Origin of the sequence: Cellulosilyticum ruminicola JCM 14822, from assembly GCF_001311925.1 — a bacterium.
GTDB lineage: Bacteria > Bacillota > Clostridia > Lachnospirales > Cellulosilyticaceae > Cellulosilyticum > Cellulosilyticum ruminicola.
Genome location: NZ_BBCG01000007.1, coordinates 85,236 through 109,756, shown reverse-complemented (window position 1 = coordinate 109,756; position 24,521 = coordinate 85,236). Strand labels below are relative to the sequence as shown.

Below are 24,521 nucleotides of genomic sequence, written 5' to 3'. Positions count from 1 at the left end.
GAGAATTATATAACTTACTTGAATGTTGACTTTTGCCATTAAATTCATGAAAGATATATTCGAAGAGATTATTAAGGAGTATAAAGATACAAAAGTAATTTCTGATTAGCTTACAGAGTTAAGTAGAATAGATTAGAAAAATGAAAGGATATATGAAAAGTAGAAAGAATATAATCCTTTTTCATACTATGAAAGTGTAGTTATTAAGTCAGATATAATTGATAAAATAGCTACACTTATTTTGGTTATACTTGAGGAAGGAACTGGTTGATAGAGAAAAATAAATGGTAGCGTGTTGCACAAAAAAATCGGCAATTGTATTTATAAAGTAAAATATTTTAGTGAAATGTAAACAAATATATTTAAAAAGGTTAAAAAAATATTGATATTCGAGTGTATTTAAGTTATATTTACCATGTATTTAATTAAGAATATTAATAATATATTCTATAAAAAAGATATAAGTGGGGGATATATGATGTTAAAAATGTATGTAAATCCTAATATTAAAAAGGGAAAAATTAATAAAGAAATATATGGGCATTTTGCAGAGCATTTAGGAAGAGGAATTTATGAAGGGATTTATGTAGGAGAAAATTCGTCTATTCCTAATACTAATGGAATGCGTAATGATGTAGTTGAAGCATTAAAGAAAATGCAAGTACCTGTATTAAGATGGCCAGGTGGATGTTTCGCTGATGAATATCATTGGAAAGATGGTATTGGTCCTAAAGAAACTAGAAAAAAAATGATTAATACAAACTGGGGCGGTGTAGTTGAGGATAATAGCTTTGGTACACATGAATTTATGGAACTTTGTAATCAGTTAGGCTGTGAAGCTTATGTGAATGGTAATATGGGAAGCGGTAGTGTACAAGAAATGAGTGAATGGGTAGAGTACATGACTTTCGGAGGAAGCTCTCCATTAACTAAACTTAGAGAAGAAAATGGACGTAAAGAACCATGGAATATTAAATTCTTTGGTGTAGGGAATGAAAACTGGGGTTGTGGTGGTAATATGACACCAGAATACTATGCAAATCAATATCGTCAATATCAAACATTCTTAAGAAATTATAATAGTGATAAGCCAATCAATAAGATTTGTTGTGGTCCTAATGGTAATGATTATAACTGGACTAAAAAAGTAATGGAAGAATGTTTCAAAGGCGTTCAAAAAGAAGCACATGGTTTAATGGATGGTTTATCTCTTCATTATTATACAATTACAGGGCCCGATTGGTTCCATAAAGGAAGCGCTACTGGATTTAGTAAAGAAGAATGGTATAAAACACTTAAAGCTACATTAAATATGGAAGAATTAATTACACGTCATAGTACAATTATGGATGAATATGATCCAGAACAAAATATAGGGCTTATGGTTGATGAATGGGGTAACTGGTTTGATGTAGAAATTGGAACAAATCCTGGATTCTTATATCAACAAAATACAATGAGAGATGCACTTGTTGCTGGAATTAATTTAAATATCTTTAATAAACACTGTAAACGTGTAAGAATGGCTAATATTGCGCAAATGGTAAATGTACTTCAATCTGTTATTTTAACAGAGGGAGAAAAAATGGTATTAACACCTACATATTATGTATTTTATCTCTACAAAAATCATCAAGAAGCTACATTAGTAGACAGTTATTTACAAACAAGTCTAATAGGTACTGAAGAATCTAAAGTGCCAAATCTTGTTGAATCTGTTTCTATGAATGAAGAAGGGCATATTAATATGACTATTAATAACTTATCAGCAGATGAAAGCTATGATGTAGAAAGTCTATTAGTAGATTTTAAAGCTCAAAATGTTAATGGAACTATTTTAAAAGGTAATATTAATGCCTACAATACTTTTGAAAATCCAGATGTAGTAAAATTAGAAGCATTTGATGCATATGAGTTAACAGATCAAGGCATTAAATTTACAATTCCACCATGCAGCGTATTACACTTAGAGGTATTCTAGATGCGTGTATGTAAGGGATGTCTTATAAGAGATATAGATTACAAAAAAGAATATCAAAATATGTATGATTATATTAATGGGTTAGATGAAGAAATTAAAACAGATGAATCAGTATATAAGATGAGATTGCAGACTTGTAAAGACTGCGATGCACTTATAAATGGTATGTGTAAATATTGTGGGTGTTTTGTAGAAATGAGGGCAGCTATTAGTCATAATAGCTGCCCATATAAAAAATGGTGAATACTTATTTTATTGGACTATAGTTAATTTGGACATTAATGTCTTGATTATAATTTCCAAAATTCTTACCGAAGATTGTGAGACCTCCAATATAATGAGCTGTGTTAGGAACGCCTAATTTAAATTTAATTGTACTTTTATAATCGAATTTAAATTGATTAATGGTTACATCAGAGATACGTGTACCGTCAATAAAGGTACCTTCTTCATTAATCACAAGCATTTTTAAAAGACCGTATTGATTCCAGCCACGAGGCCACCAATCAGGGGTAAAAATACCTTTTACATTTCCAAAATCACCAGGGCTTGTCCATTTGCCAACATAGATATCATTAATATAGAAATGAATATCAGAAGGCCATACTGCATTATAACCAGGTGCTTCAGAAGAAAGTTCAGCAGAAATTGAAATTTGGTCAATTTTTTGGGAAATAGGAATGAAATTAGGAATGATGTATTCTACATATCCTTTTGTGAACCATAAAATATCTGCGTCATAGTGATCAGGATGTGCAAAATACCTAGCATCATCAACTTCGCCTATAATTTTAGTTTTAGAAGAGAGTGCACAAGTTGGATAGATTTCATAATTACAATAATGTCCAACCTTAATTTCGGCCTGATAAACATCATTAGTAGTATTTTGTAAAGCTAAATCAATTAAAAGTTTATCGAGACATACAGAATATTTCTTTTGATTACCGTGACCAGTATACTCGTTAGAAGTAGCAATGATGCTACAGTCTTCTAATTTTTTAATATGGCTTGTAAGTGCACCATTTGTAATATTAAGCTGACTAGCTAGTTCATTCATATTGTAATTTGGATTAGCAAGCAAGAGCTTAATAATTTCTATTCGAATTTCTGATCCTAGAGCTTTAAAAATATTAAGCCCTTCATCTAAAGTTTTAATATGTAACATAGGAACCTCCAAGGTTATGTTTTAATAATATATAAAATATTATAATTATACAGAAAATAATAGTCAAACATAAAATTAGATACTAAAATATAATTGTCATATCATAAAAAAGTCGATAGGGGGCTGTATAATGACTTTAGCAAATGAAAAAGTAAGAGAAATAATTCAAAATGGGAAAGCAGTATTAGGAATTGAATTTGGTTCTACACGTATTAAAGCAGTATTAGTAGATGAAGAAAATAACACAATTGCTATAGGTAGTCATGAATGGGAAAATCAATTTGAGGAAGGTGTATGGACTTATAGTGAAGAAGTTATCTGGGAAGGACTTAGAGCTTGCTATAGTAATATGGCTGAAGAAGTATATAATCAATATGGTGTATACATCGAAAACATAGGTGCTATAGGTTTTAGTGGGATGATGCATGGTTACATGCCTTTTAACAAAGAAGGGCAATTATTAGTGCCATTTAGAACATGGCGTAATACGATTACAGGGGAAGCATCAGAGAAACTTACTGAGTTATTAAACTATCATATTCCACAAAGATGGAGCATCGCTCATTTATATCAAGCTATTTTAAATGGGGAAACTCATGTAGGAGAAATTGACTTCATTACAACTTTAGCAGGATATATTCATTGGCAGCTTACAGGGAAAAAGGTAATGGGAGTTGGTGAAGCTTCAGGGATGTTCCCTATTGATTTAGAAACTAAGAATTATAATGCACAAATGGTGGCTAAGTTTAATCAAGCTATTGAAGATAAGAAATATGCTTGGAAACTTGAAGATATTTTACCACAGGTTAAAGTGGCTGGTGAGTTAGGTGGAAGACTTACTGAAGAAGGTGCAAAATGTTTAGATGCTACAGGACGTTTAAAAGCAGGCATTCCTATTTGTCCTCCTGAAGGAGATGCGGGAACTGGTATGGTAGCTACTAATAGTGTGATGAAACGTACAGGAAATGTATCAGCAGGAACATCTGTATTTGCTATGATTGTCTTAGAAAAAGAATTATCTAAAGTATATGATGCTATTGATTTAGTAACAACACCAACTGGTGAATTAGTAGCTATGGTACATTGTAATAACTGTACTTCTGATTTGAATAGCTGGATTAATATGTTTGAAGAATTTGCTGGAGCTTTAGGTGCAAGTGTGGATAAAAATAAATTATTTACAGTTTTATATGAAAAAGCTTTAGAAGGAGAACCTGATGCAGGCGGATTACTTGCTTATAATTATTTCTCAGGTGAACATATTACTGGCTTTGAAGAAGGTAGACCTTTATTTGTAAGGTCATCACAATCTAAATTAAATTTAGCTAATTTTATGCGTGCACATTTATTTACAGCTTTAGGTGCTTTAAAAATTGGATTAGATATTTTAATGAAGGAAGAAAAAGTAGCTGTAGATGAAGTTTTAGGTCATGGTGGTTTATTTAAGACTAAAGGCGTAGGTCAAAAAATATTAGCAGCTGCTATTAATGCACCAGTATCTGTTATGGAGAATGCTGGAGAAGGTGGTGCTTGGGGAATCGCAGTACTTGCTAAGTATATGAAAGCTAAACTTGATGGTGTTACCAATAGAAGTTTAGAAGAGTATTTAGCTCAAGATGTATTTGTGAATGAAAAAATGAGTAAGATGGCGCCGGATGCAAATGATGTAAAAGGGTTCGAAGACTTTATGGTACGTTATAAAAAATGTCTTGATATAGAAAGTGCAGCAGTAAAATCTTTAAATTGGAGTGAATAAAATGTTAGAGGAACTTAAAGAGCAAGTTTATAAAGCCAATATGGAATTACCAAAAAGAAAGCTGATTACTTATACTTGGGGAAATGTAAGTGGTATAGATAGAGAAACAGGTTATTTTGTTATTAAACCAAGTGGTGTAGATTATGATGAATTAAAACCAGAAGATATGGTTGTTATGGACTTAGAAGGAAATAAAATCGAAGGAAAATATAAACCATCTTCAGATACACCAACACATTTAGAGCTTTATAAAGCCTTCCCTGAAATAGGAGGGGTTGTGCATACACATTCACCATGGGCGACTTCATGGGCACAAGCTGGTAGAAGCATTCCATGTTATGGGACAACTCATGCAGATTATTTCTATGGGGATATTCCTTGTGCAAGAAGCTTAACAAAAGATGAAATTGAAGAAGCTTATGAAAAAAATACAGGGCTTGTGATTATCGAGACATTTAAAAAATTAAATCCTAATTATGTACCAGGTGTTTTATGTGTGAATCATGGACCCTTTACATGGGGAAAAGATGCGATGGAAGCTGTGCATAATGCTGTTGTTTTAGAGGAAGTGGCAAAAATGGCTTATCAAACAGAAAGTATCAATCATCATGCACAGCATGCACCTGACATGATTAAAGAAAAACACTTTATGAGAAAACACGGCAAGAATGCTTATTATGGTCAATAAATAAAAAGGTTATTAAAAAGGCAGTGCTCTGAAATTATAAACAATTTCGAAGCACTGCCTTTTTTGATTATTTCAACAGAAATGGTGTTAAATTTTATGGTCTATTTAATAATGTAGCAACGCCAGCTTCAATTGTTCTAATTTCATTTTTAATTTCAACAAGGCCAGTTTGTGGATCTTGAAGTTGTGCATTAATAGAGTTAAGAAGAGTTGTTAAGTCATTTATTTCATTTTGAAGTGTAAGCACTTGTGTTTGAATTTCTTCAAGTCCGAAAGAAGCACTGAAAACAGCTTCAGATAAGTTTGCAGTATCAGTAGAAATTTGAGGAAGGCCGCCACTTTCAGTAGTTGTTAAGGTGTCTAATATGGTGTTAGATGTATTAGAAAGTGCAAGTAAACCAAAATCTGGGTTAGCAACCGTAGATTGAATATCAGATGTCATTGCACTAATAGCGCTAAGGCCAGAACCACTATCAAGAACTGCTGTTTCAATATTAGCAACTTCAGCTTTAATTTCTTCAAGACCGAATGAAGGATTTGTAACGTTTTCAAGAATAGTAACAATATTAGTAGCAATAGTATTAAAAGCAGGAGCTAATACAACATCTTCGATAGCAGCAACTTCAGCTTTAATTTCAGCAAGCCCGAAAGATGGATTATTTAAAGTATTGGTAATAGCGGCTAAACCTATTGTTTCATCAAAAATAGCATTAGCAATATCTGTTACTTCACAGTTAAGATCGCTTATAGCAGATTTAGGGCAAGCGATACCTTTTTGAATACCAAACATATTTTTATTAATTTTTTTGAGTTCATGATTTGTAAAAGCTAGACTGTCTCTTTTAACATGTTTATGAGGTTTAGGATGCTTATGAGGCTTACCAGATTTATTAGGGTCACTAGAATGTGAAGATGATGATGAAGAATTTCTATGAGAATTAGACTTTTTGGAACATTTGTTTTTGCATGGTTTATCAGATGAACTAGAATCTATAGTGTTTTTGTGTATGACATGATTGTGTAATGACATGTAAAAAACCTCCTAATAAGATAGATTAATAAATAGCTACTATACTATATGCAAGAAGGTAAAAAAATGGGAATTAAATGTAAAAAAAGTTCAAGCTCTTTAAAAAGTGACACATGAAATATGGTACATTAATATTATTATATTAGGGGTAAAATAAATTTTTAAGCTATGGAGAGATTAGAAATGGATGGGATGTTAGAGAAACAAAATCAATTCTTATATGCTACAAAAGGGGAAGGTATATCTGTAGTGGCTGTTACAAAGAGAGAACAATACATCCCTAATATTGTAGCAAATTATGACCGTCAATTTTTTGGCTTAAAAGAATTAGTTATTATTTTAAATAATGATTGTATTACTAAAAAGAATATTAAAGAAAAGTATAGAGAAAGAGTAGATATTAGAATTTATCAATTACCTGAATTTATAAATTTGGGAATTTGTTTAAACTATGGATATGAGCGGACTTATTATAGGTATATTACTAAATTCGACGATGATGATTATTATAGTATGCACTATTTAAAAGAAGTATATGATACTTTTAAACGAACAGGTTGTGATATTGTATGTAAATCTAAGATATTTTATTATTTAAAGGGTTATAGAGAATTAATTGTAATACCTTCATTATTAAAAGAAGGTAAGCCTGCTAAGAATGGAGCAGGTGCTACTATTAGCATGACAAGGGAAGCTTTTAATCAAATACAATATGGGAATTTAAATAAAGGTGTAGATTTAGATTTGTTTAATAGGAATAAGAGTATTGGATTAGAGGTATATAGTACAACAAGTTATAACTTTTTATGTATAAGGAAAGAAAATGTATTAGAACATACATGGCAGATTTCAGAGGAAGCTTTAGAATCACGAGCAGATAAAGAATATGGTATTAGGCATATAAGTCTAGAAGAAGCATGCAAAGAAGTGACTTATTATAGGTATAAATGAAAGGTATAATTAGCATAAAAGCATCATAGTATACAGTAGCAGTAGAAATGGGAGTTTAATATGATTAGCATAAGTCTATGTATGATTGTTAAAAATGAAGAAGGAGTATTAGCAAGATGTTTAGAGTGCGTCAAGGAAATTGTGGATGAAATAATTATAGTAGATACAGGATCTACGGATAAGAGTAAAGAAATCGCTAAGGGATATACAAGTCAAGTTTATGATTTTGTATGGACAGATAATTTTGCAGAAGCTAGAAACTTCTCTTTTTCTAAGGCTACTAAGGACTATATTATATGGTTAGATGCGGACGATGTTTTAACTCAAAAGGCTCAAGGAGATTTATTGAAATTAAAGCAAGTTTTAGAACCAGAAGTGGATGTAGTTTATATGCCATATTATATGATTAAAGATAGTAAAAATAATGAAATTGATTCTATCTTTTGGAGAGAACGAATTATTAAAAGAGAAAAGGGATTTAAGTGGGAAGGAATCGTACATGAATATATTATAAGTTCAGGAAAACTCGTGAAGATAGATATTCCTATAGTTCATATGAAAATGCATAGTGCAGGAGATCGGAATCTAAAAATTTTTGAAAGCTATTTAGCAAAGGGAAATAAGATTTCAGATAAGGAAGCTTTTTACTATGCAAGAGAATTATTTGCAAATGGGCAGATTGATAAGGCTATGGTGTATTATAAAATGTTTTTAAATACCGTGGTGCATTAAGATCTAATTATTTGAATGCATGTATTGAGTTATCTGATTGCTATGCAATAAAAAGGGATAATGAAAATTGCCTTAAGGCATTGCTACAATATTTTGAGATAGATGTACCAAGAGCAGAGATTTGTTGTAAGATAGGGCATTATTATAAGGTAAGAAATGAGTTTGAGAAGGCAATTGCTTGGTATAGTTTAGCACCTTATACAATTAAGCCAGAAGAGTCAATTGGTATGATTAAACCAATGTATTGGGATTATGTGCCTTATATGGAGATTGTAATTTGTTATTATAAATTAGGCGATATAGAGAAAGCTGTTTATTATAATGAAAAGGTAGCTCAAATCAAACCTAATGATGAGAAGATGTTAAGTAATCGTTATCTTTTAGCAAAAATGAAGATGAAGAAGTAAAAGTGAATAAATAAAAACAAAGGCATTGCGGTAACGTATTGAAAAGCAATGCCTTTAATATATATGCAAAATAAAGAATACATTAAAGTGCTTTCTATTATAGTAGTAATAGAAATAGTTGATTAGTATATGAAACAAAAGTAATAGAAGGAACTTAAATGTGATTTATATTATGGATATAGTATAAAAAATGGGAGAGGTAAAGTGATATGCAAGAAATAAAAATATCTATTATTACGCCTACAAGAAAGCAAGATTGCATTGAACATTTAATAGAGAATTACTATAGACAAGAATATAAGCATAAAGAATTAATCATTGTTATTAATAATGATAATATGCAGACTGCTATATTTGACAAATATATAGCGAAAGATTCGAGTATACACGTATATCGCTTACCTGCTAGACTGCATTTAGCCCAGTGTCTTAATCTAGCTGTATCTAAAGCAAAGTTAGATTATATAGCTAGATTTGACGATGATGATTTCTATGGAGAGAAATACTTACAAGAAATCAATGAAAATTTTCAAACCAAGCATTGCGATATTATTAATAAAGGAAGTTTTTATACTTATTTTAAAGAAATTAAGATATTGATGAAAAGAGGAAGTGGCAAAGAAAATAGGTATGGAGCAGAAGGTGGTGGAGCCACAACCTGTTTCAAAAAAGAGATTTTTAACAATATAAATTATGTGAGCATAGACAGATGTGATTCTGTTTTAATGAAAGCATGTAGGGCTGCAAGATATAAAATATATTCTACATCTAGTCATAATTTCATGGCAGTTAGAAGTACGGATATAAGTGTGCATACTTATCAAAAACCTTTTGAGTTTTTCTTAAAAAATCCTAGGAATAAAATAGTAGCAGAGCAAATAGAATATGAGGAGGCTTGCAGACTTATAAATACTTTGTAAAGAAGCTAAAAGCAAGCACTTAAATAGGAGGATTAGCCATGTGTAAAAAAATAGTAGTATGGATTCTTTTTAATACAATAAATTATACACCAGCTAGATTAACCAAGGAATGGATTGATGAGCGTATAGGTATTTTTGAAAAATATACATTAAAGAGTATGAAGGCCCAAACAAATCAGAACTTTGAAGTTTATTTATGTTGTGATAAAACCACTATGCCTATTATAAATGAATGCTTGGCAAAAAGACTGCCATTACCTCCTAATATACATTTTGATACAACCTATAGTAATAGTAAGGCTGTTATGAAAGATATTAATAACTATGATTATTTATATCATATTAGGTTAGACTCAGATAATCTATATCACAAGGACTTTATTCAAAAATTATATGATTATAAGCCTAAAAAGGATACGCAAGTTATTATCACTCAAAATGGCTATATGTATGATGGCACCGATGACAGATTAGCAACATATTATCAACCTTCACCACCATTTTATACTTTTATTTATAAAGTGCAGGATTATATAGATGGTTTTCGTTATAATACGCCAGGTGGACATGGGAATGTCATTAAAATGTGGAAGTATGAACTTATAGAGGGTTTAAATTATTTAGTTACAATACATGGCAAGAATGTATCTAATTTTAGAGGATTAGTTAACAAAAAAGCATTAATAGAGGGAGAAAATAAAGAAAGGATATTAAAGGAGTTTGGAATGCAGGATAGATTGTCTAACTAGGGGTGAGGCTGCATGAAGAAAACAATCTTATTCATGGTTACAAATGGTGCGGGACTAGGTCATTTAACTAGGGGATTGGCAATAGCCAAGAGATTACGAGCTCTTGATAAAGAGTATGAAATAGTTTTTCTAACCACTTCAGTAGCAATAGAAGTTTTACGCGAAAGTGGTTTTATGTTTTACTATGTACCTACTAAAAACTTAATGCCTAACGGTTTAAATGGTGGGGCATGGAATGAGTTTTTAAAGAGGCAACTTAAGGATATTATCAATATGCATAAGCCAGCAGCGATTGTATTTGATGGGGCAATACCCTATGCAGGACTTTTGGCAAATATTAATAAGGTACGTAATTATAAAACTATTTGGATTAAAAGAGAATGCTATAAACAAAATGTTGATAGCCTAGCAGATAAGGAGAAGTTTTTTGACCTTACTATTGTACCACGGGAAATTAATGAGATTAATGTTTCTAGGGGACCTGGCAAGGTGTATACCAATCCTATTATGTTATTAGACCAACAGGAGGCTCTTGACAGAGAAACAGTAAGAGAAGAATTAGGTATTAAGATGGATGAAAAACTCTTTTATGTGCAATTAGGTGCAGGACTTATAAATGATATAGAGACTACGTTGCAAATGATAGTGGATAAGATTGTAGAGAATCCTAAATATCATGTTTTATTAGGAGAATATATTATAGGAAAATCAATAGATATAAGGCATCCAAGGGTTAAAGTGATAAGGAGCTTTCCAAATGCAAAATATTTTAAGGGACTAGATGGAGCCATATCTGCTGCGGGTTATAATACGGTGCATGAACTTGTATTTTTTGGAGTGCCCACTATTTTTGTGCCAAATACTCAAACAGGTAGAGATGATCAGGTCGCTAGAGTACAAAAAGTAGAAGATGCAAGAGCTGGAACTGTACTGATAGATGTGACACCTGAAAGCATTAAAGAAAAACTAGATTATATTGTAAGTAATCAAAGAATACTTCAAATAAACGCTAAGACACTTATTAGAGTCAATGGTGCCAGTATAGCTGCACGATATATTAAAAATTTAATATAAATAAAGATAAAAAAGCAGATAAGCTTAGCTTATCTGCTTTTTTATCTTTATTTATATCAGATATATACGCAGTAGCAAAAAGGAGAAATCAACATATAATGTAGTAAGTTGGTAAAAAACGTATTAATTTGCTGAAGGAAGGGAACGCGATGTATAAAGATCAAGTTGTGTTTGTGACAGGAGGAACAGGTTCTTGGGGACATGAACTTGTAAGACAACTCTTAAAAGAATCACCTAAAGAAATACGTATTTTTAGTCGAGGAGAATTATCACAAGTAAAGATGGAGAGAGAATTTAGAGATTCTCGTTTAAAATTTGTTATAGGTGATATTAGAGATTTAGAGGCTATTACAGCAGCAACAGAAGGTGTAGACTATGTGTTTCATCTCGCAGCATTAAAACATGTACCTATATGTGAATTGCAACCTAATGAAGCTGTTAAGACGAATATTGTAGGAACACAAAATTTAATAAAAGCATGTATCAAAAATAAGGTAAAAAAAGTAATCGATGTATCTACAGACAAGGCAGTAGATGCACTTAATTTATATGGTATGACTAAAGCTGTAGGAGAAAGACTTATTATTCAAGCTAATTTAATTTCTAAGAATACTAAATTTGTTTGTATAAGGGCAGGGAACGTACTAGGATCAAACGGAAGTGTAGTACCATTTTTTATTAATCAAATTAAAGAATTAAAGAAAGTAACAATTACTGATCCTAAGATGACAAGATATTTTATTACATTACCAGAAGCGATTAGTTTATTATTTAAAGCTGTTCAAGCAAGTGTAGGTGGAGAAATCTTTGTTATGCGTATGCCGGCTTATCGCATTAAGGATGTGGCAGAAGTATTAATAGAAGATAGTGGTGAAAAAAATATTGTTGTTGAAAATATAGGTATAAGGCCAGGTGAAAAACTGGATGAGGTCTTAGTTTCTGAACATGAATCAGGTCATACTTATATGTATGATGAAACCTATTATGTGATTATGCCAACGATAGACATACCTGGACTTAAAGAACATTACACACCATTAGGATTAAAAAAAGTGGATTTTATAAGATATACATCAGCAGATTTTATTTTAGAAAAATCAGATATTACACTTTTGTTAAAAAAAGGAAAATATTTAAAATAAAAATCAATAAGGTTAGTGAGAGAGAATATGAAAGTTTTATTATTAGGTGATCAAAATACGTTTGTTTATGATTTACAATGGGGATATAAACAGATAGGATGTAATGTAAGGATAAGTCAAAATCACAGAATGAAAGAAAGTTTAGATAAAGAAATTCAAGAATATAAGCCAGATTTAATTATGACTTTTGGTTCACCCTTGTATGGTATAAGAAGACCAGAAATTATGGAATATTTAGGTAAACGTTCAGGGAATGTAACATATCAATATATTCATTGGGATACGGATGGATGGTTAAATGCAAAAGTACATCAATATATGCTGATTTCAAAGACCTATCCAGATAAGATATTTACAGTTTGTAAAGAAGCATTAGCGTTTTATGAGACTAAGGGGTTTAGTGGAGGGATTATGCGATATGGCATCAATCCAGAAGTATTTCATAAGGTAAAAGCTAATGAGAAATATAAAGGAATGATTACGTATATTGCTAATGATTATAAAGGGAGAATGACTGATACAAGATTTTATAAGGGACAATCTATAGATATTTTATATGGTGGTTTAATTAAAAATAGAATAAAGGTGGATTTATGGGGCAGTGCAGGGATGAAAGACTTATATAGTCATTGGACGAATCAAACACCAGAAAATTGTTATCATGGAATATGTCCTTATTTTGTGCTTAAAGATGTTTATGGTAGCTGTTATATGAATCTAGCCACACAAAATTCAAAATATCATGTTACAAAGAGAACATACGATATTTTAGGTTCTCAAGGATTTGTTCTTACTTATAATACAGGGGGTATAAATGAAGAGTTTGAAAATGGTAAAGATTTGATTGCTGTAAATTCAACTGAAGAAGCCTTATATTATATAGAGTATTATACAAAACACATAGATGAATATAACAAGATTAAAGAGAATGGTTATAAAAAAGTAATGACTCAGTATACGTATAAACATAGGCTACAAGGTATGTTAGGTGAAATTGGAGTTTTGTGAGAAAATTAAAGTACTATAAAGAGATATACCTTTAGATATTCTGTTAGGAATCTATGGGGATACTTTTTTATGAAGCAGCAACTTTTAGACACAAGTAGCCATATAATGAAGTAGCTTTATGATGCTACTATGTAAAGGGAGGGAGCGTTAAGAAGAGAAAAATAAAATATACCAAAGAGCGGATATTAGGAAAAGTTAAGGAGTATATCAGAGGAGGAGAAGCTATGGCTATAACTTGGGAGGAGGGTATTTCAATTATTACTCCCACTATACGTGAAGCATATGTACCTCAAATCGTTTCTAATTTTTTAAGACAAAGATTTATAAGTAAAGAGCTTATTTTAATTATTAATGATGACAGAAGGTGGTTTACAGCTCCTCAGATAGCACATTTTAATACATTAAATATTCATATTTATTACATGCCAGCTAGTAAAACGTTAGGCGAATGTCTTAATATGGGTGTAGAAATAGCAAGGTACAATCATATTGCTAAGTTTGATGATGATGATTATTATGGGGCACTATATTTAAATGAAATGTACAATGCATTTAAGATGGAAAATTGCGATGTAGTGTGCAAGCAAAGCATATTTTATTATTTAGAAGCTTCTGGTAAGCTCATGATATTATCTACTTCCGGAAAAAATAGGCGCGTGACAAGAGGAGCGGGTGCCACTATTGGTGCTAAAAAAAATATCTTTGCTAAAATACAATTTGCACACCTTAAATCAGGGACGGACACAGACTTTTTTAATAAATGCAGAAAGCATGGATTAATATGCTATAGTACTTCTAATTATAATTATTTATGTTTTAGAAATAAGGATGCTATGCAGCATACATGGCAAATTACATCAGATGCATTAGAGAAGAAGTGTAAAGGCTGCTGGAATCAATTTATGAGTTATGAGGAAGCCTGTTATTTTGTAGAACAGATTAAATAGTTAAATCCCTATGAAGATAGACAAATCTATGTTCATGGGGATTTTGTTAAATATCTTAAGCTAGAGGAGAAAAAAGAAGGCTAATGTAACAAAATGTATAAAATATACATATCTTATAATAGAAGCAAAACACATAGATAAATTTGTAAAAAGTTAATAAAGAGGGTTATAAGCATTTGGAAGTAGAAAGGGGTTTAATAATGGATTTTATAGATGCAATAAAAAATAGGCAGATAAAAATAGCCGTTATAGGACTAGGCTATGTAGGTTTGCCATTGAGTATGGCCCTGACTAAAGCAGGATATTATGTACAAGGAATTGATTGTAATGCACAAAGGGTTGAAAGTATTAATAACGGACATTCTAACATAATTGACGTAAAAGATGAATGTTTACAAGAAAGTTTAAAAAATGACTTATTTAATGCTTCTACAGAATATAGCTTAATTAGTAATGTTCAAGCTATTATCATATGCGTACCTACACCTCTTAATAAGGCAAAAGAACCTGATTTATCATATATTATTAAGGCTATGAAAGGTGTCTTGCCATATTTAACAAAACAAATATTAATCTCATTAGAAAGTACAACATATCCAGGAACAACTGAAGAACTTATTGAAGGTTATGTAGAAAAAGAAAAGGGATGGAAGGTTGGAGAAGATTTCTATGTATGCTATTCACCAGAACGTGTAGACCCAGGGAATAAAAAATTCTCAGTAGAAAATACACCTAAAGTTATAGGTGGAAGCACCCAAAAGTGTCTACAAATAGGTCAAACATTATATGAATCTTTCTTACCAAAGGTTGTGGGGGTTAAAACAACGAGAGTTGCTGAGATGACTAAAGTTTTAGAAAATACATTCCGCTGTGTTAATATTGCACTTGTTAATGAAATGACTATGATGTGTGAAAGAATGGGAATAGATATATGGGAGGTTATTAAAGGTGCATCTAGTAAGCCTTTTGGATTTATGCCATTTTATCCAGGTCCAGGTGTAGGTGGACACTGTATTCCACTTGATCCGCTCTATTTATCCTGGGAAGCTAAGAAATATAATTATTTTAACCGTTTTATAGAAACAGCGTCAGATATTAATAGCAATATGCCTTATTATGTGGTACATCAGATTGGTAAGATATTATGCCAACAAGGTAAGAGTATTAGAAAAAATAAAATATTATTATTAGGCATGAGCTATAAAAAAGATATTAGTGATTTAAGGGAATCACCTAGTTTAGAAGTTTATGAGTTATTAAAGAAACAAGGCGCCTCAGTAGAATATTATGATCCATATATTGAAAGTTTTAACTATAAGGATAAAGTTATAAAAGGCATTGTATTTAATGAAGAGACGATTAAACAATTTGATATCGTCGTGCTTTTAAGTGATCATAGTAATATAGATTATAATTGGTTGGTAGAAAAAGCAACGCTTATTTATGATACAAGAAATGTTTGTAAAGATATTGAGAATCATAAGATTATTAAATTAGGTCAAAATATAGAAGGTATGTATTTAGAAAACTAATAGGAGCATATAAGTAATTGTTTTTTATCAAAGAATCATATACATCCTAAATTAGAGGAAATTTTTATTAAAGCACGAACAAAAAAATGGACAGATAGGCGAATGGAATTATTTATGAAGTATGCAGGAAATAGCTTAATTCATCAAACAAATCAAGATTGTATATGCTTAGTAAGATAACGAGTTGTGCTAGTTAAATTTACAAGTAGAATAAGCTCCAATCATATGATATCTTACTTTTACATCACAAAAATAGGGGGACATCATATGTCAGAGCTCATTTTAGCAAACGATTTAGAGATATTTCATCTTATGGTTACTGTGCATCTAAAAAAGAGACTTATTACGGTTTAAAGCTTCATGCTGCAGTTACTTTAGATGGTTATCTTGCAGAAATTGAAATTACAGCTGGCAACGTAGATGATCGTGCTATTCTATGGGAATTATTATCAGATGTCTATCAACCTATTGTTCTAGGTGACAAAGGATACATAGGTGATCATATTGCCCAAGAACTGAAAAATGATAAAAATATGATCTTGCTAGCTTTAAAAAGAAATAACAGTAAGAACCCTTACCCAAAAGATTTAAGAAACTGGATCAGTAAGCATCGAAGATGTATAGAAACTACATTCTCGCAGCTAGCAGAACAATTCCATATCAATGAGGTGTTAGCCAATTCAATAAGTGGCTTAAAAGCAAGGATTCAAAGTAAAATTTTAGGGCATAACATCGCATATTTCATGAACAAATGCCTTGGAAATAAAGAAACTGGATAGATTAAGCATTTAATATTTGGATAAATAGATCTTAGTATAATTATTTTAGGGATTATACAGTTTGATGTATTACCATATTTATCCTATTTATAAGTTGAGATAATCTAGCACATGTCGTTAGGATATAATAACTATAAGTGGCATATGTACAAGAAATCCAGCATTACAATAAATAGAGAGATTAGATTAAGGTGAAATATAATGAAACTGCTTATAACAGGTTCTAAAGGATTTATAGGCAAAAATTTGGTGATAAGGATTAAAGAAGAGGGCATACATGAAGTATTAGAATATGATATTAATATGCCTAAGGAATTATTAGAATCCTATTGCGAGATTTGTGATTGTGTGATTCATTTAGCAGGAATTAATAGACCGAAATCTGAAGAAGAGTTTATGCAAGGAAATTGTGATTTTACAAAGGAACTTATAGAAAAGTTGAAGAAAACGAATAATAAAGCGCCTATTATTGTTACCTCATCTATACAAGCTCAGAGAGATAATTTATATGGCAAAAGTAAAAAAGCTGGAGAAGAAGTACTGATTAAGTATGGGGAGGAAAGTGGTAATAAAGTTTGCATTTATCGGTTACCTAATGTATTTGGCAAGTGGTGTAAGCCTAATTATAACAGCGCTGTGGCTACGTTTTGTTATAATATTGCAAGAGATTTACCAATTACAGTAACTGATCCTAGTATTAGTTTACAGCTTGTATATATTGATGATGTTGTAGAGGAAATTATAAATGCTATAGAAGATAAGAATAGAGCTTATGAAAAGTATTATTATAAGATACCTAAAGTTTATACAGTCACATTAGGGGAAATTACAAGTTTGTTATATGCTTTTAAGGCAAGTAGGACGAATTTAGATGTGCCTAAAGTGAGTGATGATTTTAGTAAAGTATTATATAGTACTTATACAAGTTATTTACCAGAAGAGGAATTTAAATATCCATTAGTGATGCATATAGATCAAAGAGGTAGCTTTACAGAGATTATTAAAACCGCGGAGAAAGGTCAGTTTTCTGTAAATATAGCAAAGCCAGGTATTACAAAGGGAAATCATTGGCATCATACGAAGGTCGAGAAATTCCTTGTAGTATATGGCAAGGGCTGTATTAAATTTAGAAAAATAGGAACGGATAAAGTGATTACCTATCATGTCAGTGGTGAAAAGTTAGAAGTTATAGATATTCCAGTAGGTTATACTCATAGTATTAGTAATGAAGGAGAAGAAGACTTAATCACCTTTATATGGTGTAATGAATGCTTTGATTCAGATCATCCAGATACGTATTATGAGGAGGTTTAGCATGGAAAAACTTAAGGTTATGACAATTATAGGTACGAGGCCTGAAATTATTAGACTTTCAGAGACAATTAAAGCATGTGATAAATATTTTGATCATACCCTAGTGCATACAGGACAAAACTGGGATTATACATTAAATGAAGTTTTTTTTAAAGACTTAGATCTTCGTGCACCGGATTATTACTTGGATAGTGTAGGAAAGGATTTAGGGGAGACTATGGGGAATATTATTGCTAAATCTTACGCTATCTTACAAAAAGTAAAGCCAGAAGCTGTTTTGGTATTAGGAGACACCAATTCAGCACTAGCAGCTATTTCTGCTAAGAGACTTAAAATTCCTATCTTTCATATGGAAGCAGGCAATAGATGTTGGGACTGGAATGTATCTGAAATGATTAATCGAAAAATAGTAGACCATATATCAGATATTAACTTACCTTATACTCAGCATGCAAGGCGTTATTTATTAAGTGAAGGTATAGATGGCAAAACAATATTTGTAATAGGTTCTCCTATGCAGGAAGTACTTAGAGCACATCAGGAGAAGTTTAATAAAAGTGATGTGTTAGAGAGATTGGGATTAAAAACAAATAATTACATCTTGGTATCAGCTCATCGTGAAGAGAATATTGATATTGAGCAAAACTTTATGTCTTTAATGAATGCCATTAATGGTATTGCAGAGAAATATCAAATGCCAGTGATTTATTCAACCCATCCTAGAAGTAAGAAATTTATAGATCAAAGAGATTTTAAATTCCATCTGTTAGTACAAAGTCTAAAACCATTTGGATTTATTGATTATATTAAATTGCAGACTAATAGCTACTGCGTTTTATCTGATAGTGGAACATTATCAGAAGAAAGCGCTATGTTAGATTTTCCAGGGGTACTTATACGTACTTCTACAGAAAGACCAGAAGTTTTAGATAGTGGTACTGTTGTTATAGGTGGGATTACAGAAAAGGATATATTAGAAGCAATAGGTGTGGCGGTAAGTATGCAAATTAATAAAGAAGAAAAGGCAATGCCATGGGATTATGAAGATACCAATGTTTCAGCTAAAGTTGTAAGATTGATTCAAAGCTACACCCATATTGTTAATAAAACGGTATGGCAAAAATAAAAATGTATTTAGAGGCTTAGATAGAACAAGGAGTAATCGTTGTGTAAAAAGTTATAACGATTACTCTTATTTTTTAGGGAAAATAAATTAAAAATTTAGAGATAAGATACACTAATGACTATAAAATAAATAATAAATGTATAAAAATTAGGGGAAATGATATCTAGATTATTAGATTATCAAAAAGTGATTGGTGAATTATAATTAAAACAATGTATAAAGGAAGATAAATATGTAACAAATATTTAGGAGGAGAGTATGAATAAAATTTATAAATTACATATGGGCAAAGCGAAATGTGCAGTAGATTTAGGAGATGGCAGCGAAAGAGGAGAATATGTTAATCAAGATTATATCTTATATAAGATGGGCAGACCTCATCGCGCTATTAGTTTAATGTATTGTTACTATCCAATGGATGCAGGATGGCCAAGACGTGCCAGCGTGGCACATGCAAGTGATGATGTAAAGTTTGCTTGGGACTACCCTTATGATGATTACTTCACTTATAAAGGCGGCCTTGGGGGAAACTTAAATGATGAACCTTTTACATATATGAGAGATATTCGTCGTCATGGACAAGATGTAAATTTAACATTAACTATTGACTGTGGTTTAAGTGATGAATATCTAATTGCAGTAGCTAAGGAGCTACGTACTTTTGGGCGTATGTTTCTTAGAATTAATCATGAAGCTACAGGGAACTGGTTTACACATAATAAACGCTATAGCTATCAAGAAGTAGCAGATTTCTTTGTAAGATTTCATAACATAATTAAGGAATATGCTCCAAATGTGAAAACAGTTATTTGTGCAGCTGATATTCAGAAATTAGAAAGTAATAGGCTTGAAAAAGAAGATGAATTTAAACAAACTATATTAGCAGCAGATGTATGGTCGGTAGATAAATATTTAGCACTTCACTGGGGATGGCCATATGATATAGCAGAAACAGGGGGAACAAGTCATGCCCGCTATAAAAATGAGAATACATATGCCCTTACAAAAGCTACATTTGAGCGTTATAAGGAGCTTAATGGTGGAGTAAGTAAACCTATGGTAATGGCAGAATTTAATGCAGATGGCGATGTAACAGGACCTTATGAGCAAGCTACTATGGTAAGAGACTTCTTAGACCGCATTAGAGAAGACAATGCGACTTGGTTTACAGGTTTTACAATGTATCAATTTAGAGATAGAGGACGTCTTGGACTTGAAATAGAAGATCCTAATAATAATGAAGTGGGCATTGAACAGCCTATTTTTAAAATGTATAAAGAAATGATTCATGAAGATTACTTTATGCCAGAAGTGATTCAAGGTGAAGAAGTAAAATTACCAATGACACTTCGTTGGGGAGGTGCAGAAGATGCAACAGGACTTGCTATGCCTCTTCATTTTGAAAAAAATCCTACTTTCTGTGAAGTCATTTTTGAAGGAGAAGAAAACTATATGATGGAGCTTAATGGGAAATGGTTCTATAAATCACCAAAGGCTAAAAATATTGATTTAATGTCTGCGTTTTTTGAAAAACCATTAGAAGGTGAAACAGATTTAACACTTAAAATTTTTGCACCACCAGCTACAGGTGAAAATGATCCAAGTCAAGGTGAGGATTGGTTAGAAAATTATTATGCAAAAGTAGAGAAATTACCAGAAGTACGTATCCGCTTTACACCTACTGAAGTATAAAAAATGAAAATTAGATTAAAAATAAAATATTTATAGTTTTATGAGGCAGTAAGTTGTATAATAGGAAAGTATTTGGTCAAAAATCTAATACAATCATATAATTATAAAGATAGGAGTTGTACATATGACAATTTTAGAAGCCATTGTACAAGGTATTATTCAAGGGATTACAGAATTTTTACCTGTTTCAAGTTCAGGCATATTGCCTTATTCCAGCATTTTTCTCCTAATATGCAAGGTTCAGCAGCCACATTCGTTATGGCACTTTTACATTTAGGAACATTAGTTGCTGTATTTATTGCTTTTCATGAAACAATTTGGAAGCTTATTCAAGAAGCCTTTCGTATGTTGGGTGATATCTTTACATTAAAGTTTAGTTTAAAAAATATGAATGATGAACGTAAGATGATTATGATGTATATTGTGGCAAGTATTCCGCTTGCTATCATTTATCCATTTAAATCTATTTATGATAGTATTGTTCAATCAGGAAGTTTAATCTTTTTAGGATGCTGTTTCCTCTTTACATCTGCAGTTTTATTTATTTCAGATCGTAAGGATAATGGAACTAAAGGGACTAAAGAGATGACTTACAAAGATGCATTATTCATTGGATTATTCCAAGGTTTTGCCTTACTTCCAGGTGTATCTAGATCAGGTTCAACAATTGGTAGCTCATTAATTAGAGGTTTCTCAAAACAATTTGCAGTACAATTTTCATTTATTTTAGGAATTCCAGCTATTTTTGCAGGAAGCTTTGTAGAAATCAAAGATGCTATGGAAATAGGTGCTACAGTAGAGATTGTACCAATGATTGTAGGCTTCGTTGTTTCAGCAGTTGTAGGTTTCATTTCTATTAAAATGATAGATTATCTTGTAAAAACAGATAAATATAAGATTTTTGCTATTTATACTTTAATTCTTGGTGTAGTAACAGTAGGTTTAGGTATATTTGGCTAAACAAAAAGGATGCTCGTAGAGACATCCTTTTTTGTTGTTTAAATAAGTTAAGCAAAGTATACTTTGTTAAAGTGAGTTTGTAAAGGATTTGAAGTGTTGAATACCTTCTTCTGTAAGCTTGAATACACCAGCGTCTTCTAAGACGCGAGTGAATTTTTTACCAAGTGCTTCTTGAACGTAAGTTGTAAGATTGCTGCCTGTGTAAGACGCTTTAAGTTCTTTAGCCCATGGAAGATGATAATCTGCTACTTTGGCAGTTCCATCACCTTGAATATAAGCTTTGATTGTTTCAAGTTCATAAAGTAAGCGGCCTGGTAAAATAGCAAGTCCCATTACTTCAATAAGTCCGATATTTTCCTTTTTGACGTGTTGAACATCTGCATGTGGATGGAATATGCCCAGTGGATGTTCATCTGTTGTACGATTGTTACGGAGTACAATGAGCATAGAGAATTTGCCATCTTTCATTTTAGCAACTGGTGTGACTGTATTGTGAGGTGTATCACCTGTAAATGCCAAAATATCAGCTGAGTCATCGCTATAAGTTTTCCATGTTTCAAATATGTAATTAGCACATTCAGCTACATCATCTAAGTAATCAGCTGTAAGTTCAATAGTAGACATTGGCCAGTTAAGAACATTACAACTTACTGTAGGATATTTTTCTATTTTAAATGCATATAAAGATTTTGCTAGGTGAAGAGGAAACTCATAACATCCACCTTGATAGTGCTCATGAGATAAAATAGAACCGCCTACGATTGGTAAATCTGCATTTGAACCAATGAAGTAGTGTGGGAATAGTTTTACGAAAGATAATAAAGTGTAAAAACTATCTTTACTAATATGCATAGGTTCATGGGTTTCAGATAAGAAAATGCAATGTTCATTGTAGTAAAGGTATGGAGAATATTGAAGTCTCCAGTTACGTTTATTAAGTTCTACAGCAATTGTACGGTGATTTGCGCGGTCTGGTAAGCACAGCGAGCCATCATAGCCTTCGTTTTCAATGCAAAGTAAACAAGAAGGATATTTGTTAGGAGGTGCTGTTTTAAGACGTGCAATTTCTTTAGGATCTTTTTCTGGTTTTGAAAGATTGATAGTAATATCAATATCACCATATGGAGAAGCTGATTTAAATTGCACATTTTTTGCAATACGGCTCATTTTAACGTAGTTTACATTTTGGCTTAAATGATAAAAATAGTTTGTGGCAAGCTTAGGATCTTTTTCATAAAGTAGCCAGAATTTATCTTCTACCATGGAAGGTACTGGCAAGAAGTAATTCATTAAGTTACTTGTGAAAATATCTTTTTCAGCGACGCTATCTTCAATAAGTCCTCTAGCCACTGCAAGAGCAGCGAGTGCATCTAATGTTTCATATAAATTTAAGTCACATACTTCATTTATTGTTTCATATTCAGGTGCTTTAAAAGCAGCAAGTAAACGATTACGTACATAGATTTCATCACGTTTTGTAATGAGACCATTTTGAATACCATGAGCAATGAGGGTATCAATAAGTGTATATAAACGATTCATAACTAAACTCCTTTATAACCATTAGGATGTGAATTATGCCATTTCCAAGCAGAAGCAATAATTCCTTTAATATCTGTAAATTGAGGTTCCCATCCAAGTACATCTTTAGCTTTTTGAGAAGAAGCAATGAGAAGTGCTGGATCGCCACTACGACGCTCGCCCAGTTTAAGAGGGATTGGATGACCAGTTACCTCTCTAGCAGCTTCAATCATTTCAAGTACAGAGTAACCTGTATTACTACCTAAGTTAAAGATATTACTTTCGCCGCCTTTCATTAAGTAATTTAAGGCAAGGATATGGGCATCAACTAAGTCTGTAACATGAATATAATCTCTAATGCAAGTTCCGTCATTAGTAGGATAGTCATTACCAAACACAGTGATAAATTCTCTTTGTCCAAGGGGGACTTGAAGAATAAGTGGAATAAGGTGAGTTTCAGTTGTATGAGCTTCACCGATTAAGCCATTAATATCTGCACCAGCGACATTAAAGTATCGGAGACATACATAGTTAAGGTCGTGTGCAGCACAGGTCCATTTAAGCATTTTTTCAATGGCAAGCTTTGTTTCCCCATATGTATTTGTAGGGCAAGTTGTCATATCTTCTGTAATAGGCATTGTTTTAATGTCTCCATAAGTTGCAGCAGTAGAAGAGAAAACAATATATTTTACGTGGGCTTCTACGAGCACTTCTAGAAGCGTTTGCGTACCACATACGTTATTATTATAGTATTTAAGAGGATTTGTCATAGATTCCCCAACAAGTGAATTGGCTGCAAAATGAATGACGCCATCAACTTTTTCTTTTTCAAATACGGCTTTAAGTTCATCCTTGTAGCGAATGTCTACTTGATAGAAAGGTACATTTTCAGGAATACTTTCAATATGTCCTGTGGCAAGATTATCAATAACTACAACTTCAATTCTTTTTTCGAGAAGTTGTTTAACGGCATGAGAACCGATATAACCAGCACCACCAACAACTAAAATTTTCATATCTATAATCTCCTTTTTATTAAGTCATAAT

21 protein-coding genes and 2 pseudogenes are annotated in these 24,521 nt (G+C 31.8%); 19 read left to right on the top strand and 4 right to left on the bottom strand.

What is annotated here, in order from left to right; genetic code table 11:
• Positions 1-478: 478 nt before the first annotated feature.
• Both JCM14822_RS04205 and JCM14822_RS04200 read left to right on the top strand, forming a co-directional pair.
• The gene (locus JCM14822_RS04205; RefSeq protein WP_054739966.1) at positions 479-1,981 is read left to right on the top strand and encodes an alpha-N-arabinofuranosidase; all 1,503 of its coding nucleotides are present in this window, start codon (positions 479-481) and stop codon (positions 1,979-1,981) included.
• Entirely contained in the window at positions 1,982-2,224 is a 243-nt protein-coding gene (locus tag JCM14822_RS04200; protein WP_054739965.1) for a DUF6171 family protein, read from the top strand.
• A 4-nt stretch (positions 2,225-2,228) separates the two neighbouring features.
• Here JCM14822_RS04200 and JCM14822_RS04195 read toward each other — a convergent pair whose 3' ends face one another.
• Positions 2,229-3,146, bottom strand: a complete 918-nt coding sequence (locus JCM14822_RS04195; RefSeq protein ID WP_054739963.1) for an ArsR/SmtB family transcription factor — start codon at positions 3,144-3,146, stop codon at positions 2,229-2,231.
• 130 nt (positions 3,147-3,276) lie between these two features.
• Between JCM14822_RS04195 and JCM14822_RS04190 the strand changes: the two genes are divergently transcribed.
• Entirely contained in the window at positions 3,277-4,902 is a 1,626-nt protein-coding gene (locus tag JCM14822_RS04190; protein WP_054739961.1) for a xylulokinase, read from the top strand.
• A 1-nt stretch (position 4,903) separates the two neighbouring features.
• Complete coding sequence (locus tag JCM14822_RS04185) at positions 4,904-5,590, top strand: L-ribulose-5-phosphate 4-epimerase (RefSeq protein WP_054739959.1); 687 nt, start codon at positions 4,904-4,906, stop codon at positions 5,588-5,590.
• A 94-nt stretch (positions 5,591-5,684) separates the two neighbouring features.
• Here the strand turns inward: JCM14822_RS04185 and JCM14822_RS04180 are convergent, their stop codons facing one another.
• The gene (locus JCM14822_RS04180; RefSeq protein WP_054739957.1) at positions 5,685-6,620 is read right to left on the bottom strand and encodes a hypothetical protein; all 936 of its coding nucleotides are present in this window, start codon (positions 6,618-6,620) and stop codon (positions 5,685-5,687) included.
• A gap of 183 nt (positions 6,621-6,803) precedes the next feature.
• On the opposite strand from JCM14822_RS04180, the gene JCM14822_RS04175 reads away from it, so the two are divergent.
• The 15 genes and pseudogenes from JCM14822_RS04175 to JCM14822_RS04110 all read left to right on the top strand — a co-directional run bounded on the left by JCM14822_RS04175 (position 6,804) and on the right by JCM14822_RS04110 (position 21,953).
• Positions 6,804-7,571 (top strand): glycosyltransferase, encoded by a 768-nt coding sequence (locus JCM14822_RS04175; protein WP_054739955.1) that lies wholly within the window; start codon positions 6,804-6,806, stop codon positions 7,569-7,571.
• 60 nt (positions 7,572-7,631) lie between these two features.
• Positions 7,632-8,303 carry a glycosyltransferase family 2 protein gene (locus JCM14822_RS21525; protein WP_242861392.1) on the top strand — a complete coding sequence of 224 codons (672 nt, stop codon included), beginning with the start codon at positions 7,632-7,634 and terminating at the stop codon, positions 8,301-8,303.
• Positions 8,304-8,314: 11 nt separating this feature from the next.
• On the top strand, positions 8,315-8,710 hold the full coding sequence (locus tag JCM14822_RS21520; RefSeq protein ID WP_242861391.1) for a tetratricopeptide repeat protein: 396 nt from the start codon (positions 8,315-8,317) through the stop codon (positions 8,708-8,710).
• Between the two features lie 209 nt (positions 8,711-8,919).
• Positions 8,920-9,630 (top strand): glycosyltransferase, encoded by a 711-nt coding sequence (locus JCM14822_RS04165; protein WP_054739953.1) that lies wholly within the window; start codon positions 8,920-8,922, stop codon positions 9,628-9,630.
• A gap of 38 nt (positions 9,631-9,668) precedes the next feature.
• Positions 9,669-10,379: a glycosyltransferase gene (locus tag JCM14822_RS04160; RefSeq protein WP_054739950.1), complete on the top strand. Its 711-nt coding sequence runs from the start codon at positions 9,669-9,671 to the stop codon at positions 10,377-10,379.
• Positions 10,380-10,391: 12 nt separating this feature from the next.
• Positions 10,392-11,453, top strand: coding sequence for a glycosyltransferase (locus JCM14822_RS04155; RefSeq protein ID WP_054739948.1), 1,062 nt, complete (start codon positions 10,392-10,394; stop codon positions 11,451-11,453).
• 149 nt (positions 11,454-11,602) lie between these two features.
• Positions 11,603-12,595 carry a polysaccharide biosynthesis protein gene (locus tag JCM14822_RS04150; RefSeq protein ID WP_054739946.1) on the top strand — a complete coding sequence of 331 codons (993 nt, stop codon included), beginning with the start codon at positions 11,603-11,605 and terminating at the stop codon, positions 12,593-12,595.
• A gap of 27 nt (positions 12,596-12,622) precedes the next feature.
• The gene (locus JCM14822_RS04145; protein WP_054739944.1) at positions 12,623-13,603 is read left to right on the top strand and encodes a glycosyltransferase family protein; all 981 of its coding nucleotides are present in this window, start codon (positions 12,623-12,625) and stop codon (positions 13,601-13,603) included.
• Positions 13,604-13,827: 224 nt separating this feature from the next.
• Positions 13,828-14,550: a glycosyltransferase family 2 protein gene (locus tag JCM14822_RS04140; RefSeq protein ID WP_054739942.1), complete on the top strand. Its 723-nt coding sequence runs from the start codon at positions 13,828-13,830 to the stop codon at positions 14,548-14,550.
• 200 nt (positions 14,551-14,750) lie between these two features.
• Complete coding sequence (locus tag JCM14822_RS04135; RefSeq protein ID WP_054739940.1) at positions 14,751-16,082, top strand: nucleotide sugar dehydrogenase; 1,332 nt, start codon at positions 14,751-14,753, stop codon at positions 16,080-16,082.
• Between the two features lie 272 nt (positions 16,083-16,354).
• A pseudogene (locus JCM14822_RS24810) lies at positions 16,355-16,861 on the top strand (IS982 family transposase); the annotation flags it as partial.
• Between the two features lie 201 nt (positions 16,862-17,062).
• Positions 17,063-18,175 carry a capsular polysaccharide biosynthesis protein CapF gene (locus tag JCM14822_RS04125; RefSeq protein WP_054739936.1) on the top strand — a complete coding sequence of 371 codons (1,113 nt, stop codon included), beginning with the start codon at positions 17,063-17,065 and terminating at the stop codon, positions 18,173-18,175.
• A gap of 1 nt (position 18,176) precedes the next feature.
• Entirely contained in the window at positions 18,177-19,301 is a 1,125-nt protein-coding gene (gene wecB / locus JCM14822_RS04120; RefSeq protein ID WP_054739935.1) for a non-hydrolyzing UDP-N-acetylglucosamine 2-epimerase, read from the top strand.
• Positions 19,302-19,559: 258 nt separating this feature from the next.
• Positions 19,560-20,993 carry a glycoside hydrolase family 26 protein gene (locus JCM14822_RS04115; protein ID WP_054739932.1) on the top strand — a complete coding sequence of 478 codons (1,434 nt, stop codon included), beginning with the start codon at positions 19,560-19,562 and terminating at the stop codon, positions 20,991-20,993.
• Positions 20,994-21,117: 124 nt separating this feature from the next.
• Positions 21,118-21,953: pseudogene (locus tag JCM14822_RS04110) on the top strand (undecaprenyl-diphosphate phosphatase).
• A 66-nt stretch (positions 21,954-22,019) separates the two neighbouring features.
• On the opposite strand, the gene JCM14822_RS04105 reads toward JCM14822_RS04110, so the two are convergent.
• A complete protein-coding gene (locus JCM14822_RS04105; protein ID WP_054739931.1) occupies positions 22,020-23,495 on the bottom strand; it encodes a UDP-glucose--hexose-1-phosphate uridylyltransferase in 1,476 nt (491 codons plus the stop codon).
• Between the two features lie 2 nt (positions 23,496-23,497).
• On the bottom strand, positions 23,498-24,490 hold the full coding sequence (gene galE / locus JCM14822_RS04100; protein WP_054739928.1) for a UDP-glucose 4-epimerase GalE: 993 nt from the start codon (positions 24,488-24,490) through the stop codon (positions 23,498-23,500).
• Positions 24,491-24,521: the final 31 nt, after the last annotated feature.